Origin of the sequence: Streptomyces sp. NBC_00086 (genome assembly GCF_026343255.1) — a bacterium.
Lineage (GTDB): Bacteria > Actinomycetota > Actinomycetes > Streptomycetales > Streptomycetaceae > Streptomyces.
In genome coordinates this window covers 4,877,171-4,892,515 of the sequence record NZ_JAPELZ010000001.1, presented here as the reverse complement: position 1 = coordinate 4,892,515, position 15,345 = coordinate 4,877,171, and the positions used below count along the sequence as shown (strand labels likewise).

The 15,345-nt window shown below is 72.9% G+C and carries 11 protein-coding genes; 4 read left to right on the top strand and 7 right to left on the bottom strand.

From position 1 onward, the window contains the following. Nucleotides 1-64: 64 nt before the first annotated feature. Entirely contained in the window at nt 65-2,851 is a 2,787-nt protein-coding gene (nirB, locus tag OG276_RS22095; protein ID WP_266907984.1) for a nitrite reductase large subunit NirB, read from the bottom strand. A 272-nt stretch (nt 2,852-3,123) separates the two neighbouring features. Here nirB and OG276_RS22090 point away from each other — a divergent pair, with 272 nt between their 5' ends. The 3 genes from OG276_RS22090 to OG276_RS22080 all read left to right on the top strand — a co-directional run bounded on the left by OG276_RS22090 (nt 3,124) and on the right by OG276_RS22080 (nt 6,392). After that, nucleotides 3,124-3,846 carry a sirohydrochlorin chelatase gene (locus OG276_RS22090; protein WP_266907982.1) on the top strand — a complete coding sequence of 241 codons (723 nt, stop codon included), beginning with the start codon at nt 3,124-3,126 and terminating at the stop codon, nt 3,844-3,846. A gap of 28 nt (nt 3,847-3,874) precedes the next feature. Further along, nucleotides 3,875-5,044 carry a low temperature requirement protein A gene (locus OG276_RS22085; RefSeq protein WP_266907980.1) on the top strand — a complete coding sequence of 390 codons (1,170 nt, stop codon included), beginning with the start codon at nt 3,875-3,877 and terminating at the stop codon, nt 5,042-5,044. A gap of 88 nt (nt 5,045-5,132) precedes the next feature. Beyond that, nucleotides 5,133-6,392 (top strand): cytochrome P450, encoded by a 1,260-nt coding sequence (locus OG276_RS22080; protein WP_266907978.1) that lies wholly within the window; start codon nt 5,133-5,135, stop codon nt 6,390-6,392. A gap of 147 nt (nt 6,393-6,539) precedes the next feature. Here the strand turns inward: OG276_RS22080 and OG276_RS22075 are convergent, their stop codons facing one another. The 4 genes from OG276_RS22075 to OG276_RS22060 all read right to left on the bottom strand — a co-directional run bounded on the left by OG276_RS22075 (nt 6,540) and on the right by OG276_RS22060 (nt 12,182). After that, nucleotides 6,540-8,564 carry a WD40 repeat domain-containing serine/threonine protein kinase gene (locus tag OG276_RS22075; RefSeq protein WP_266907976.1) on the bottom strand — a complete coding sequence of 675 codons (2,025 nt, stop codon included), beginning with the start codon at nt 8,562-8,564 and terminating at the stop codon, nt 6,540-6,542. A gap of 94 nt (nt 8,565-8,658) precedes the next feature. Next, entirely contained in the window at nt 8,659-10,686 is a 2,028-nt protein-coding gene (locus OG276_RS22070) for a WD40 repeat domain-containing serine/threonine protein kinase (RefSeq protein WP_266907974.1), read from the bottom strand. A gap of 338 nt (nt 10,687-11,024) precedes the next feature. Then, the gene (locus OG276_RS22065) at nt 11,025-11,519 is read right to left on the bottom strand and encodes a DUF5949 family protein (protein ID WP_266907972.1); all 495 of its coding nucleotides are present in this window, start codon (nt 11,517-11,519) and stop codon (nt 11,025-11,027) included. 57 nt (nt 11,520-11,576) lie between these two features. Further along, nucleotides 11,577-12,182 carry a DUF4352 domain-containing protein gene (locus OG276_RS22060; RefSeq protein WP_266907970.1) on the bottom strand — a complete coding sequence of 202 codons (606 nt, stop codon included), beginning with the start codon at nt 12,180-12,182 and terminating at the stop codon, nt 11,577-11,579. A gap of 175 nt (nt 12,183-12,357) precedes the next feature. Here OG276_RS22060 and OG276_RS22055 point away from each other — a divergent pair, with 175 nt between their 5' ends. Then, nucleotides 12,358-12,804, top strand: a complete 447-nt coding sequence (locus OG276_RS22055; RefSeq protein WP_266907968.1) for a DUF6299 family protein — start codon at nt 12,358-12,360, stop codon at nt 12,802-12,804. A 164-nt stretch (nt 12,805-12,968) separates the two neighbouring features. On the opposite strand, the gene OG276_RS22050 is transcribed toward OG276_RS22055, so the two are convergent. Then, nucleotides 12,969-13,148, bottom strand: coding sequence for a hypothetical protein (locus OG276_RS22050; protein WP_266907966.1), 180 nt, complete (start codon nt 13,146-13,148; stop codon nt 12,969-12,971). A 142-nt stretch (nt 13,149-13,290) separates the two neighbouring features. Continuing rightward, complete coding sequence (locus tag OG276_RS22045) at nt 13,291-15,330, bottom strand: SpoIIE family protein phosphatase (protein ID WP_266912998.1); 2,040 nt, start codon at nt 15,328-15,330, stop codon at nt 13,291-13,293. Nucleotides 15,331-15,345 lie beyond the last annotated feature (15 nt).

The following is a 15,345-nucleotide window of genomic DNA, read 5'->3' as shown; positions in this document are numbered from 1 at the left end:
GTCGTGTGGGCGACAGGACAAGGTCCCATCGCCCACAGTGCGTTGGTACGGCGCCCGCAAAGCCTTAAGGCTTGAGTTCCACCAGCGGCAGGGACACCTCGGGGTCGTCCAGGCAGATGCCGGTCCGCAGGTCGAAGACCTGCTTGTGCATCGGCGAGGCCACGACGGGCACCCCGTCGCGCGAGCCCATGATGCCGTTGGCGATGACGTCGGCTCCCGAGAAGGGGTCCCGGTTGCCGACCGCGTAGACCTCGCCCGCCCGGTCCTTGAAGACCGCGGCCTCGGTGCCGTCCGGCAGCACCGCGGTCCGCCCGCGGCCCGGCTCCAGCGCCTGCGCCGCGCCTTCGGCGCCTTCGGCCGCACCGAAGTCCACGGTCCCGAAGCGCTCCAGCGCCGCCGGGTCCTCCAGGACCGCGGACCACTCGTCCTCGTACGCCGACACGTGGCGCTCCATCTGCGCCTCCAGCTCCGCGCAGATGCCGAGCGAGTCCTCGACCAGGACGGCCTTGAGGTGGTCCAGCCCCGCGGCACTGCCGCCGAGCCGCTCCAGCCAGGCGGACGTCCGCTCCAGGCGCTCGCCGGTGCGGATGTAGTACATGAGGAACCGGTCGATCAGCGCGAAGAGTTCGGCGGTGTCCAGGTCCGAGGCCAGGAGGTCGGCGTGACGCGGGGTCGCGCCGCCGTTGCCGCTGACGTACAGGTTCCAGCCGTTGGCGGTGGCGATGACGCCGATGTCCTTGCCGCGCGCCTCCGCGCACTCGCGCAGGCAGCCGGAGACGCCGCCCTTGAACTTGTGCGGGGTACGCAGGCCCCGGTAGCGCAGCTCCAGGTCGATCGCGAGCTGGATGGAGTCGCCCTGGCCGAAGCGGCAGAAGCGGGCGCCCACGCAGGACTTCACCGCGCGCAGGGACTTCCCGTACGCCTGCCCGGACTCGAATCCGGCGCCGCCCAGGCGCCGCCAGATGTCGGGCAGCTGCTCCTTGCGGACACCGAAGAGGCCGATGCGCTGGGCTCCGGTGATCTTCGTGTAGAGGCCGTAGTCCCTGGCCACCTCGCCCAGCGCGATGACCTGATCGGCCGTGATCTCGCCGCCAGCGACGCGCGGGATGACCGAGTAGGTGCCGTCCTTCTGGAGGTTGGCGAGGAAGAGGTCGTTGGAGTCCTGCAGGGCCGCCTGCTCGCCCGCCAGGATGTGCCCGATGCCGAGGTCCGGGGCGAGGGTGCCCAGGACGTTCGCGACGACCGGCTTGCAGACGGCACAGCCCTCGCCGCCCTCGCCGTAGGACTCCAGCAGCTCGCTGAAGCTGCGGATCCGCTCGGTGCGGATCTTCTCGTAGATCTCCGCGCGGGTCAGGGTGAAGTGCTCGCAGAGCCCGCGGGGCTTCTCGATGCCCGCCGCGGCCAGTTCGGCGTCCAGGACCGCTTGCAGCGTGCCGATGCAGCCGCCGCAGCCCGTGCCGGCCTTGGTGCACTTCTTGATGCCGCCGATGTCGGTGAGGGACTCCGCGACGACCGCCTCGCGCACCCGCCCCTTGGTGATGTTGTGGCAGCTGCACACCACCGCGTCGTCGGGCAGCGCGTCCGCGCCGGGCAGCGCCACGCCGTCGCCCGACGGCAGGATGAAGGCCTCCGGCGGGGCCGGCAGCTGCCGGCCGGCGTGCGGCTTCAGCGAGCCGTACGCCTCCGCGTCGCCGACCAGGATTCCGCCGAGGAGCGCGCCGTCGGGGCCCAGCAGCAGCTTCTTGTAGACGCCTTCGCGGGCGTCGGAGAAGACCACCGATACGGCCCCGTCACGGCCCTCGGGGGCGAAGGGGTCGCCGAAGGAGGCCACGTCGGCGCCCATCAGCTTGAGCTTGGTGGAGGTGTCGGCCCCGGTGAAGGTCAGCTCGCCCGCGCCCGCGAGGGCCTCGGCGACGGTCTCGGCCATCTGGTAGCCGGGCGCGACCAGCCCGTAGACCTTCCCGTCGACGGTCTGCGCGCACTCGCCGATCGCGTAGACGTACGGGTCGCTGGTGCGGCAGTGGCCGTCCACGACGACCCCGCCGCGGTCGCCCACGGCCAGGCCGCACTCGCGGGCCAGGCGGTCGCGCGGCCGGACGCCGGCCGAGAAGACGACGATGTCGGAGCCGATCTCCTCGCCGCTGGTCAGCCGGAGCGCCTGCGCCCGCCCGTCGGGGTGGATCTGGACGCCGGCCGCGCCGACGCCCGTGTGCACGGCGACGCCCATGGACTCGATGGTGGCCCGCAGGGCGGCCGCGCCACCGTCGTCCACCTGCAGCGGCATCAGCCGGGGTGCGAACTCCACCACGTGCGTGGCCAGTCCGAGCGTGCGCAGCGCGCCCGCCGCCTCCAGGCCGAGGAGCCCGCCGCCGATGACGACACCGGTCCGGACCTCGGCGTGCGCGGCGTACGCGGTCAGGGCCTCGACGTCGTCGAGCGTGCGGTAGGTGAAGCAGCCCTCGGCGTCGGCGCCGTCGATCGGCGGTACGAAGGGGTAGGAGCCGGTCGCCAGCACGAGCGCGTCGTAGCGGATCACCTCGCCGGAGCGGGCGGTGACCGTACGGGCCGTGGTGTCGATCAGTGCCGCCGGGTCGCCGAGGCGCAGGTCGATGCCGTACTTCTCCAGGAAGCCGGGCTCGACCAGGGACAGCTCCTCGCCGGTGGAGCCGGTGAAGGCCGCGGACAGGTGCACGCGGTCGTAGGCCGGGCGCTCCTCCTCCGCGAGGACGGTGACCTGCCAGCCGCCGCGCTCGGAGCGGGTCGGGTCGGCGAGCGCGTCACGCTCGGCGAGCGCCTCCAGCAGGCGGTGCCCCACCATGCCGTGGCCGATGACAACCAGCGTCTGCCCCATGGATCTCACTCCGTGTGTCCCTGTGCCGCGCGGTCCCGGGGCGGCCAGGACGGCCGGGCCAAGACATCACGCGTGCATGCGTTCCGACTCTTCGACGGTAGGTCGACGCCACGGCCCCGAACGCCCGAAAAGGACCCCTGGGGACGGGGAAACGACCCTTTCCGCACAGGACCTCCGGCCTGCCGCGCGGGCCCTTGGCCAGGCTGCAGGGGGCCCGCGGCGCGCCTAGCGTGGGAGGGGGACCCACGGGGTGGATCAGGGAGGCAGACCACATGCTCGTCATCGCCGTCCACGGCAGCGCGGTCCCGGAGGCCGCCGCGACTTTTCGCCGGCTCGTCGCCGCCGTCGAGGCCATCAGCGGGGTGCACGCGCTGGTCGGTCACCTCGACGTGCAGCGCCCCTCGCTCGCCGAGGTCGTACGGGAGCACCCGCGCGCGGTGGTGGTCCCGCTGCTGCTCGGCGACGGTTTCCACCGCCGGGTCGACATACCCGCCGTCCTGGAAGGCACCGGCTGCGTCCTCACCGAGGGCCTCAGCGGCGAGCGCGACGTCGCCCGCGCCCTGCACGGCCGGCTGCGCGAGGCCGAGCGGCGCCGCGGCCCGTACACGAGGGCCGACGCGGTGGTGGTGGCCGGAGCCGGCTCCTCCCGCCCCGGCGGCAACGCCGGCACGGAGGCCTGCGCGGCCCAGCTGGCCGCCCTGCTGGAGTACGACGACGGCGCGGCCCCCGTCCCCGCGATCCCCGCCTACCTCACCTCCGCCGGGCCGACCGTCCCCGAAGCCCTGGCCTCGCTCCAGGACGCCGGGTACCGCCGGATCGCGGTGGCGGCGCACCTGCTGGCCCCGGGCCGCTTCACGCGCACCCTGAACGCCTCGGCCGCCTGGACGGTCTCGGAGCCGCTGGCCGACCACCCGCGCCTCGCCCGGCTCGTCGTGGGCCGGTACGAGTCCGCCCGGGGCACACGGGCCCTGAGGGCCGCGCGCCTCGCCTGCTGAACCCCGTAGGGCTGCTGTCCTGGGCGGTATGGCTCTGGCTTACGTACCCATGACCGCCCGCAGCCGGGACGAGGGCCACCGTGCCGCGACCCCGCTGGAGCTGTTCTTCGACCTGTGCTTCGTCGTCGCCATCGCGCAGGCGGGCGCCCAGCTCGTGCACGCGCTGGCCGAGGGGCACCCCGGCACCGGCGTGATCAGCTACTTCTTCGTCTTCTTCGGTGTGTGGTGGGCGTGGATGAACTTCACGTGGTTCGCCTCCGCCTACGACTGCGACGACGTGCCGTACCGGATCGCGACGCTCGTCCAGATCGCCGGCGTGCTCGTCTACGCGGCGGGCGTGAGCCGGGCGTTCGACCAGAACGACTGGACCGTGCCCGTCATCGGGTACCTGATCATGCGCGTGGCGCTCACCGCCCAGTGGCTGCGCGCCGCCTCCGGCGAGAGCGGCGAGGCCCGCGCGGCGGCCCTGAAGTACGCGGCGGGGCTGGTCCTGTGCCAGGCCGGCTGGGTGGCGCTGCTGTTCGTCCCGGACGGCTCCAAGCGCTGGCTGTTCCTGATCCTGGTCGTCGCGGAGCTGCTGGTTCCGGTGGTGGCCGAGCGCGGCCACCAGACGCCGTGGCACGCCCACCACATCGTGGAGCGCTACGGCCTGTTCACGATCATCGTGCTCGGCGAGACGATCGCGGCGAGCACGGTGGCCGTGAAGTCGGCGCTCGACGAGCACGAGGCCCTGGGCGAGCTGCTGCCGATCGCGGCGGGCGGGCTGCTCATCGTCTTCGCCGCCTGGTGGATCTACTTCGCGGTGCCGATGCACGAGCACCTGGACTCCAACCGGGAGGCGATCCCGTGGGGGTACGGCCACCTGTTGATCTTCGCCTCGGGCGCGGCGATCGGCGCGGGCATCGAGGTGGCGGTCGAGCACGCGGTCGGCAAGGCGCACGTCTCGCAGCTCGCCGCGAACGCGGCCGTCACCGTCCCGGCCGCGCTCTTCCTCCTGATGGTCTGGCTGCTGCACTCCCGCCACTTCAAGCGGGGCCTCGCCCAGCAGCTGACCCTGCCGCTCTCCGCCCTCGCGGTCCTGGCCTGCTCGTGGACGGGCACCTACGCCGTCCTGTACGCGGGCCTGATCGCGGCGGCAACGGTGGCAGTAGGCCTGACCCTGGCCAACCGCACCCAATCCAGCCCCGCCGGCGTTTGAGGCGCGGGGGTCCGGAGGTGGAGCCCCCGGCAACGGCGCCGCGCCGGACAACCCGTCACCCCCACGCCCCCGGCACCGTTTTCAGCCCATGACACTCCCCGCACAACGCCCCGGCCCAACCACCGGCCCAGCCCCCGGCAGGGAATTGGCCGACCCGGCCTTCTGGCAGGCGCCCCCCGCCCACCGGCTGGCCGCCTTCGCCCGCCTACGGGCCATGGACTCCCCCGTGTTCGTCCCCGAAGGGACCGGGCACTGGGCCCTCGTACGGCACGCGGACGTGCAGGAGGCGAGCCGGCTGCCCAAGGTGTTCGCCAGCGCGCCCGGGGTGACGACGCCCGAGCCGGCCCGGTGGGTACGGGCGCTGTTCGGGGACTCGATGGTCAACCTGGACGGCGCCGAGCACGCGCAACTGCGCAAGATCGTGCAGCGGGCCTTCACGCCCCGGCTGCTGGCGGCCGCCGAGGAGGACATCCACGCGGTGGCGGCACGCATCGTGGACGACGTGCTGGACCGGCGGCCGGACGAGTTCGTCGAGGCGGTGGCCTCCAAGCTGCCCCTGGAGGTCATCTGCAACATGATGGGCATCCCGGAGCGCTACCGCGCCGAGATCGCCGACCGCGTCAACCACGCCTCCGAGAACATCGGCGTCGAGCGGGGCCTGGCGGCCCGGCTGCGGATGCCCGGACGCGGACTGCGAGCCCTGGCCCGGATGCAGCGGATGGTGGCGGGGATCGGTCGGGAGCGGCGCGAGAACCCGACCGACGACCTGATCTCGGCCCTGGTCTGCGCGAACGTGGACGGCGAAGCACTCGGAGCCCGCCAACTCGGCGCCTTCTTCTCCCTGTTGATGGTGGCCGGAGTGGAAACCACCCGCAATGCCATCACCCACGGCCTGACCTTGCTGACCGACCACCCGGACCAACGCGACCTGCTGCTGGCGGACTTCGAGGCGCACGCGGACGGCGCGGTGGACGAGATGATCCGCCACTCCACGCCGATCATCCAGTTCCGCCGGACGGTGGTCGCCGAACACACCCTGGGCGGGCACGCGTTCGTCCCCGGCGACAAGGTGGTGCTGTACTACGCCTCCGCCAACCGGGACGAGTCCGTCTTCCCCGATCCGGACGCCTTCGACATCACCCGCTCCCCCAACCCCCACCTGGGGTTCGGCGGCGGCGGACCCCACTTCTGCCTGGGCGCGCACCTGGCGCGGGTGGAGATGAAGGCGCTGTTCCGCGAGCTGCTGACCCGCCCGGTCGGCCTGCGCGCGGTCGGCCTGCCGGACCTTGCCGGGTCCAGCTTCGACAACCGGGTCCGCTCGCTGCGCTTCGCCTTCGAACAGCCTTAGTTTCGAACAGCCTTGGTGCGGTGACCGGAGGGGCCCACCGGGTGACGGTGGCCCCTTCCAGGACTCCTTCCAGGACTCCTTCCAGGACCCCTGGCCAGGCCCCCTGGACGGGTTCCAGGACCCTTGACGAGGACCCCTGGACAGGTTCTAGGGCCCCTGGACTGGCCACAGGTGGACGGTTCCGCCGCTGAGTCCCGCCGCAAGGGTCTTCCCGTCCGGGCTGAACGCCACCGCGGCAACCTCGCCGTCACCGGTGAAGGTGGCCGTGGTCGATCCCGAGGCCGTGTCCCACAGGAAGGTCTTCCCGTCCGAGTCCGCACTGGCCAGCAGCCTGCCGCCGGGGTGGAACGCGAGCGCGAGGATCTCGGTGCCGTGGCGATCCAAGGACGCGAGGTCCTGGCGGGAACCGGCGTTCCACAGCCGCACCGTGTAGTCCACCTGCGCGAGGGCCAGGATCTGGCCGTCGGGGCTGAACACCGCGAGCCGCGCGTCCTCGTTCTGCCCGCCGGAAACGGTGGCCACGAGCTGGTCCGCGGGCAGCTGCCGCACCTGGACGGGAAAACCGCCGACCAGCAGGCCGCCGTCCGGGCTGAAGGCCGCCGGGCCGCTCTTCGCGTCCTCGTGGACGGTGGGGGCGCGGCCCGAGGGCACGTCCCAGACGTACAGCCCCTCACGGCTGCTCGCGGCCACCGTCTTGCCGTCCGGGCTGAGGCCGACGGAATGGAGGAAGCCCTCCTGCGCCGGCCCCGTCGGGGCCCCGGTGAACGTGGCGACGGAGCGACCGGTGCCCACGTCCCACAGCTGGACCTTGTTCTCCTCCGCTCGCACCAGGAGCGCGAGGTCCCGGCTGAACACGGTGGCCTGCATGTACTTGGGGGTCTCGACGCGGGTGACGGTGCTCTGCCGGGTGGACAGGTCCCACCGCCAGATCTTCCCGTCCGTACTGGAGGCGGCCAGCGTCTTCCCGTCCGGGCTGAAGGAGAGCGCGGTGATGCCGCTGGGGCCCTCCAGGGAGTTGCCGTCGTCCCGGTTCAGGAGGAGGGGGACTCCGACCCCCGCGGCCGCGGCGGCCGCGAGGCCGCCGAAGAGGAGCGTGCGCCGCGACACCCGCGCCGTGGCCGGCTCGGGCGCGGAGGGCTCAGGGGCGGACGGTACGGGCGCTGCGGGCGCTGCGGGCGCTGCCGGGACAGGGCCCGTCCGCGTGGCGGCGTACGGATCCGCGTCGGCGTCGGCTCCCCCGCGCACCCCCGGGTCCCGCACCGTCGCGGGCCGCGGCTGTTCCGCACGGGGCGGGGCCGGGGCATGCCGCGCCGGGGTCAGGGCCACCGTCGGCTCCGGCCGGGGCGGAGGGACGACGGCGGTCCCGCTCCCGGCGTCGTCCACGAACCGGGCGGGGAGGTCGGAGACGGAGGGCCGGTCGGCCGGGTCCTTGGCGAGGCAGGAGTCCAGGAGGCTCCGGAGCCGACCGTCCACGCCGTCGAGCGCGGGCGGCTCGTCCAGGATCCGCTGGACGACCGTCAGGAGGGTGGGCGCGTCGAAGGGGCTGCGGCCGGTGGCCGCGAAGGCCACGACCGAGCCGAGCGCGAACACGTCACTGGCGGGCCCGGCCCGGTCGGCCCGGATCTGCTCGGGCGACATGTAGGCGTACGTACCGATGACCGAGCCGGTGGCGGTGAGTGAACTGGCGTCCACGGCGCGGGCGATGCCGAAGTCGATGATGCGGGGGCCGTCTTCGGCGATGATCACGTTCCCGGGTTTCAGGTCCCGGTGCACCAGACCGCACCCGTGAATGGCCGCGAGCCCCTCGGCCAGACCGGCCCCCAGGCGCCGAACTTCCTCGGGGGCGAGCGGACCGCGCTGAGCGACGACCTGCTGCAGCGTCGGCCCGTGGATGTACGCGGTGACGAGCCACGGAGCGGATGCCTCGGGGTCCGCGTCGACGACCTGGGCCGTATGGAACCCACCCACCTGCCGCGCCGCGTCGACCTCACGCGCGAACCGGACCCGGAACTGGGGCGTGGCGGCCAGCTCGGGCCTGATGAGCTTCACGGCGACCTTGCGGCCGCCCGGCGACGTGGCGAGGTAGACCTGGCCCATGCCGCCCGCGCCCAACCGGCCGTCCAGCCGATAAGGACCGACCCACTGGGGATCGCCGGGCAACAACGCGTCCATGAGTACCGTCCGTTGGAGAGGTGGGGCAGGCAGGGAAGCCGACGAAACCAGAGAAATCCAGAGCAACCCGGGGAAGCCCGGGAAGCCGGGGAAGCTAGGGAATCTTCCAGAGCTGGATCGAGTGGCCCGCCTCGTCGGTCGCACCGACCTGGTCGAGGCTGGCCGCCAGCGTCTTGCCGTCCGGGCTGAAGACCACCGCCGAGGTGTAGGTGTCCATCGGGGACTTCGGCATGGTGCCGGTCAGGGTCGTGGTGACGCGCCCGGCGGCCAGGTCCCAGAGACTGACGGTCTTGCCCGTGTCGTCCTGGATGTTGGGCTCGCGCACCCCTCCGGCCCCCGCGATCATCGCGCCCCCCGGGCGGTACGCCGCCGTGGAGACGTACGGATGGGTGTCGGTGAGGGTCGCCGTCTGCTGCTCGGTGGACAGGTCCCACACCTGGATGCCGGGTCCGGCGCCGGCGACGGACTTGCCGTCCGGGCTGAACAGCACCGCGTTGAAGTGGTCTTCCCCCACTCCGGTGAGGGTCTTGAGGTGGCGGCCGGTGTCGGCTGCCCAGAGCCAGATCTTGGGACGGCCTTCGGATCCCACGCCGGCCACGAGCTTGCCGTCCGGGCTGAACGAGACACCGGTCACGCCTCCCGGCCCGTTGAGGGTGGCGATGGTCCGGCCGGTGGACGGGGTGATGAGCTCGAACCTGCCCCCAACGCCCACGGCAAGGACCTCACCGTCCGGACTGAAGGCCAGACAGCCGACGTAGTCCTGCTCGCCGTTGTACGAGGCGGCGACGCTCATCGGCTTGCCGGTGCGCAGGTCCCAGCGCCGCAAGGTCTTGTCGAAGCCACCGGAGTACAGCGTCCGGCCGTCCGGACTGCAGGCCAGGGACATGACGTTGTCGGTGTGTCCCCTGAACGTCGTCATCGTGCGGCCGGTGGCCACGTCCCACAGCCTCACCGTGCCGTCGCGGCTGCCGCTGGCCAGGGCCTTGCCGTCCGGGGCGAAGGCGAGGCAGCCGACCTCGCCGGTGTGGCCGCCGAGGCGGGCGACGGGCTTGCCGGGATCCGCGTCCTTGCCCGTCCCCCGCCACAGGAAGTACGCGGGAACGGCGACCGCGGTCGCACCGGCGGCCAGTCCGCCGAACAGCAGCGTGCGCCGGGACGGCGTCCTGGCGGAGACCTCGCCGGCAACGGGCGAGGTGCTGGGCAGGGCTCCGGGCAGGACTCCGGGCAGGGCGCCCGGTGCGGCGGCGGACTCGGAACCCGGCGCGGTGGGCAGGTCGTGGAACGGGACACGGGGTGCCGCGTCCGCGCCGCCGCCGGCGCCGGTGACCGATAGCCGGGTCAGGACCTCGGCGGTGGACGGCCGGCCCGCCGGGTCCTTGGCCAGGCATGCGGCGACCAGGTCGCGCAGGGGGCCGAAGAGACCGTCGAGCAGGGGCGGTTCGCCGGTGACCCGGTGGACGATGGCCGGCACGCTCGTCGCGTCGAAGGGGCTGCGGCCCGTGGCGGCGAAGGCCAGGACCGAGCCGAGTGCGAACACGTCGCTGGCGGGCGAGACCCGGTCGGCCCGGATCTGCTCGGGCGACATGTAGGCGTAGGTGCCGATGACCGTGCCGGTACGGGTCATCGCCTCGGCTCCCGGGGCGTGGGCGACGCCGAAGTCGATGATGCGGGGGCCGTCTTCGGCGAGGATCACGTTCCCGGGCTTGAGGTCCCGGTGGACCAGGCCGCAGCGGTGGATCGCTTCGAGCCCCTCGGCGAGACCGGCACCGATCCGCAGGACCGCGTCCGGCGCGAGCGGGCCGTTCTCGGCGACGACCTGCTGCAAGGTGGGCCCCGGTATGTACGCGGTGACCAGCCAGGGGGAGTCCGCCTCGGGATCGGCGTCGACGACCTGGGCCGTGTGGAACCCGCCGACCTGACGCGCCGCATCGACCTCACGGGCGAACCGGACCCGGAACTGGGGACTGTCGGCCAACTCGGGCCGGATCACCTTCACCGCGACCTTGCGGCCACCCGGCGAGGTCGCGAGATAGACCTGCCCCATGCCGCCCGCGCCCAACCGGCCCTCCAGCCGGTACGGTCCAACGCTTCGGGGATCTCGGGGACCCACGGGCTCGACCATGCGCGCTACTCGAATCTGCCGGGGATCACGGGCTGCGTCTCGCTCGGCATTGAACCATGATCCAGCACACCGGACGATGAGATCTGCATCTCGCCCACATCCCCCCACCGCCACACGCCATGCCCAACCCCGCAGCAGAACAAGGGACTTGAGCCCGATCCCGCCGGCACTGCCGGAAAACACGGACCGGCCACCGGGCAGGCTGGGAGCCCGGCGGCCGGAGCGGGGGCCGACGCGCGGCATACGGCGTTGGCGCGCGGCATGCGGCGTTGGCATGCGGCGTGCGGCGTGCGGCGTGCGGCGTGCGGCGTGCGCGCGAGGGGTGCCTGCGGCAGGACCTAGCGCTGCAGGCGCCGCACCGCGAGGACCGCGTGGGCACTGTGGTTGAGCACCTCGGTGTCACCCGCGAACGCCTGCAGCGTCTCGGCGTCGACCGGCCGGCCGGGAACCGCCTCGGGCCAGGCGCGGGTGGCGAAGAGGAAGTACGCCTGACCGCTGTCGGCCGCCGCCTTGACCCACTCCGGCGGGGCGATGCACTTCGCGTTCATGCCCGGCAGGGTCAGCGCGATCTGGTTGCCCTCCAGGAGGATCTGCACCGGGAAGGAAGCCGGGTTGCGGACGCCGTCCATCACCACGTCGCCGATGGGCAGGCCGATCTCCTCCAGCAGCCCGCGGGCGGCCGCCTCGCTCGCCTCGGGACCGTCGGGACCGTCCCCGAGGATGTAGGCCAGGAGGTAGGGAATGTCGTGGGCCTCGTCGGGGTCGCCGATCCATGCGAGCACCGAAAGGGTGCCGAGCTTGGAGCGGTCGAGTTCGGCCTGGGTAGAAGTCATGCGCCGCACCTTAGTGGTCGACGACCCGGCCCTTTGACGCCGTTTCACCCGGGCGGGCTAGACCGCCCAGAAACCACCTCCGGAATTCGCCATCATGTTCGCGTCCTGGTACTGGAGCCGCACGACGCGCGCGTTTTCCGGAATTTCGAACACCACCCATCCTTCGGCCCGCTCACCGACCGCGAGCGAATCGAAGACGAGCGGTTTGCCGGTCGTGAGCTCCCCGGTGGGCACCACCGGGTGGCGCTGCCCCGCGCCGTCGAGCGCCCACATGCGCCCGAGAGCCCCGTACGAGGCACCGCCCACGTTGACGAAGGACATCGAGGCGGCCACCCAGCGCTTGCCCGCAGCCGGGGCGAAGTTCTTCTCGACGCTGACCGCCGGATCGACGTAGGCGGCCAGCACCACCTGGAGGTGACGGCCCACCTCCTTGCCCCTGACCCGTACGGAGTCACCCACATGGGCGTCCTTCGAAGCGGCCCGCGTCACCCCGTCCCGCTCCGCCGAGGGATCGTCCCCGACCCCCGGCACGCCGTCGTCCACGGGCACGGCGGGCACCGCGGCCGGGGCGAGGGCAGCCCCTTCCGGGGCGCCGGAGCAGGCCGTGGCACCGAACAGCAGGAGCGGGAGGAGGGCGGCCGTGGCAAGAGCGGACTGACGCATGCGGGATCCCTTCGGGGATCTTCGGGGACGTATTCCCGTCAGTCTCACGCGCCCGAGCGGGAAATTGCACACACCGACACGATCCCGCGGAACGCATTGACCTCCATATGCCAGCACAATGCGTTCCGGCGGAATTCCGCAACCCCTTGCACCCCCTCGTCCAACAGGAGGAACGATGGCCACGACCGGCCCCCGCATGGCCTTGGCCGCACTCGCCGCACTGGGCGCCACGGCGGTATTCACCGCCCCGGCGAATGCCGCGCCCTACGGCAATGACATTTACGTATCTTCGGAAGCCCACATCGCTCCCGACGGCACGATCCACCTTTCCGGTGAGTACCACTGCACCGCCCCGTCACCCTCGGGAGCGGTTCAGATCAAGGCGACCATCGAGCAGGAGGACGTCCGCCTCAGCATCGGCGGCGGCGACGCCCGGTGCGACGGCGAGGTGCACGACTGGTCGGCGCACGGCACGCTCCGGCTCACCCCGACCGTGCACGCCGGCGAGGCACTGGCCAAGGCCGAACTGCAAGAGATCCGCTTCGGCGGCGGACTGCTGCCCCGGTCGATCGACACGGTCGCGCAGGACGCCCGCCCGGTCCGAGTGATCGACCACCGGTAGCCACCGCCCGCGGTGCGCGCGTACGCCCCTCCGGTAGCCGCCGCTACCGGACCCCGGGCGTCAGCCGCGGCCGCGGCCGTGGCCGGACAGGTCACGTCAGCTCAGGTCAGGTGAGGTCAGCTCAGGTCCCGCCGGCGGGACCGGGACCGACCCGTCGAGACCCGTCAACGGCACGCGGGCGCCTCGCCCGTCATCGACATGAAGGCCACCGTCTGACACCCCGGGTCCGTGTCCGGACGCCCGGTCGACCAGTCCACCGCCGTCGCCGCCCCGGCCGCGCACAGCAGCAGCGCCAGGACGCCCGTCATCGCGCGCTTGCTCAGCCGGCGCACGGCACGTTCCACAGAAACCGTTCCATGGCGGCATCATCACCCCGCCCCCACCACCCCACAACTCGACGTGAGCGACCGGTCACGGTCCGCCCGCTCGACCTCCCGACCCCCACGGACCTCACGGACCTCCCGCCCTTCCCGGACCTCCCGGCCCTCACGGCGCGCTCCGTGCCGCGCTGCCCGCCGCGGAGAACTCGCACCACACCGCCTTGCCGTCGCCCCGGGACTCCACCCCCCAGTGCGTGGCCAGCGCGTCCACCAGCAGCAGCCCCCGCCCCGTGGTCGCCGACTCCCCCGGGGTGCGCCGGCGCGGCCACACACTGGAGCGGTCCTTGACCCACAGCCGGATCCGCCGGACCGGCTCCGGCAGCACCTCCATCGTCAGCACCGCTCCGCCTTCGGTGTGCAGCAGGGCGTTGACCAGCAGCTCTCCCGCCGCCAGCTCCACGTCGTCGGCGAGTTCCGGCATGCCCCAGTCGCGCAGCGCCTGCCGCAGGGCGTAGCGGGCCTCCGAGAGCCCCTCCGGGTCCGCCTGGTGGACGTACTGGTGGATGCGCGGTGCCCGGTGCGTGCCCGGGTCGGGGGCCCGGCGCAGCACCAGCAGGGCCACGTCGTCGCCGGAGCCCCAGCGCTCCCACAGCCGGTCCGAGAGGTGGTCGGCGAGCGCCCCGGCCTCCTGGGGGCCGCTGCGGACCGCGTGGGCGAGGGCCTCCATGCCCTGGGTGATGGCGGTGCCGGGCTCCTCGACGAGCCCGTCGGTGCACAGGACGAGGGTCTCGCCGGGGACCAGGTCGAGCCGGGTCTCGGGGAACTCCTCCTGCTCGAAGACCGTGGCCAGGCCGAGCGGCAGGCCGCCGCGCACGTTGGGCCAGCCCGTTCGCCCGTCCGTGTGCCGGATGAGCGGTCCGAGGTGGCCCGCGCGGACCGCCCGTACGCCTCCGGTCTCCAGGTCGACCTGCGCGTACATGCAGGTCGCGAAGCGTTCGGTGTCCAGCTCGGCCAGGAAGCGGGAGGCGCGCGCCAGCACCGTGGAGGGCGGATGGCCCTCGCCCGCGTAGGCCCGCAGGGCGATGCGGAGCTGGCCCATGATGGCGGCGGCGTGGGTGTCGTGGCCCTGTACGTCGCCCACGACGATGCCGACGCGGTCCCGGGGGAGCGCGATCACGTCGTACCAGTCCCCGCCGACCTCGCGTCCGCTCCAGGCCGAGTGGTAGCGCACGGCGATCTCCCCTCCGATGATCTCGGGGATCCGGCGCGGCAGCATGGCCGCCTGCAGCATGGTGGCGAACTCGCGCTCCTGGTCGAAGAGGAGCGCCCGCTGGAGCGACTGGGCGACGATGCCCGCCAGGCCCAGGCAGAGGTTCCGCTCCTCGGGGCTGAAGTCGGTGCGGCGGCGGTAGAAGAGCACCAGCCCGCCGATGGCCTCGGCCTGCGCGATGAGCGGGAGGTAGGCGGCCGCGTCGTACTGGATGCGGCTCAGGTAGTCGGCGAGCAGCGGGAACTCTCCCGCCAGCTCCGCCAGCGAGGTGACGAAACGTGCCTTCCTGCTGAGCACCGCCTGCGACAGCGGCAGCGTGCCGTCGAGCCGGGTGAACTTGCGCTCGCTGAGGATCTCCAGGGACTCCCCGCTCAGCGCGATGATCTTGATGTGGCCGCCCTCGACCAGCCCCAGCGCCATCCCGTCGACGCCGAGCCGCTCCAGCGCGCCCGCGCCCGTCAGCGTGGCCGTCACGTCGTCGACCGTCACCGCCCGCGACAGGGCCTCCGTGGTCCGCTGCACGATGGTCGCCTGCTGGGCGCGCGCCGACTCCAGCTTGCGCAGCACCGTGAGGTGGGCGAGCTCGGCCGTCGCGTCCCGGACGATGCCGACGATGCGCACCGGGAGCCCCTCCGCGTCCCGCAGGACCCGGCCCTGGGTGTGCGTCCACTGGTCGCGGCCGTCGCGCCGCTGCACCGTGAAGTACTGGCCGTACGTCTCCTCCCCGCCGTCCAGTGCGCCCTGGACGGCGTCCCTGAGCCGCGCGGCGTCGTCGAGCGGGATCCGCAGCCCCAGGCTGTCGGGGGTGCCGTCGAAATCGTCCGGCTCCAGGTCGAAGACCGCCATCCCGGCCTCGTCCATGGCCAGGGTCCCGGCGCCCAGGTCCCACTCGAAGCTGCCCATGCCGTTGAGCGCGAGCCGCTCGCCGGGGCCGATGAGGGGCTGCCGGGC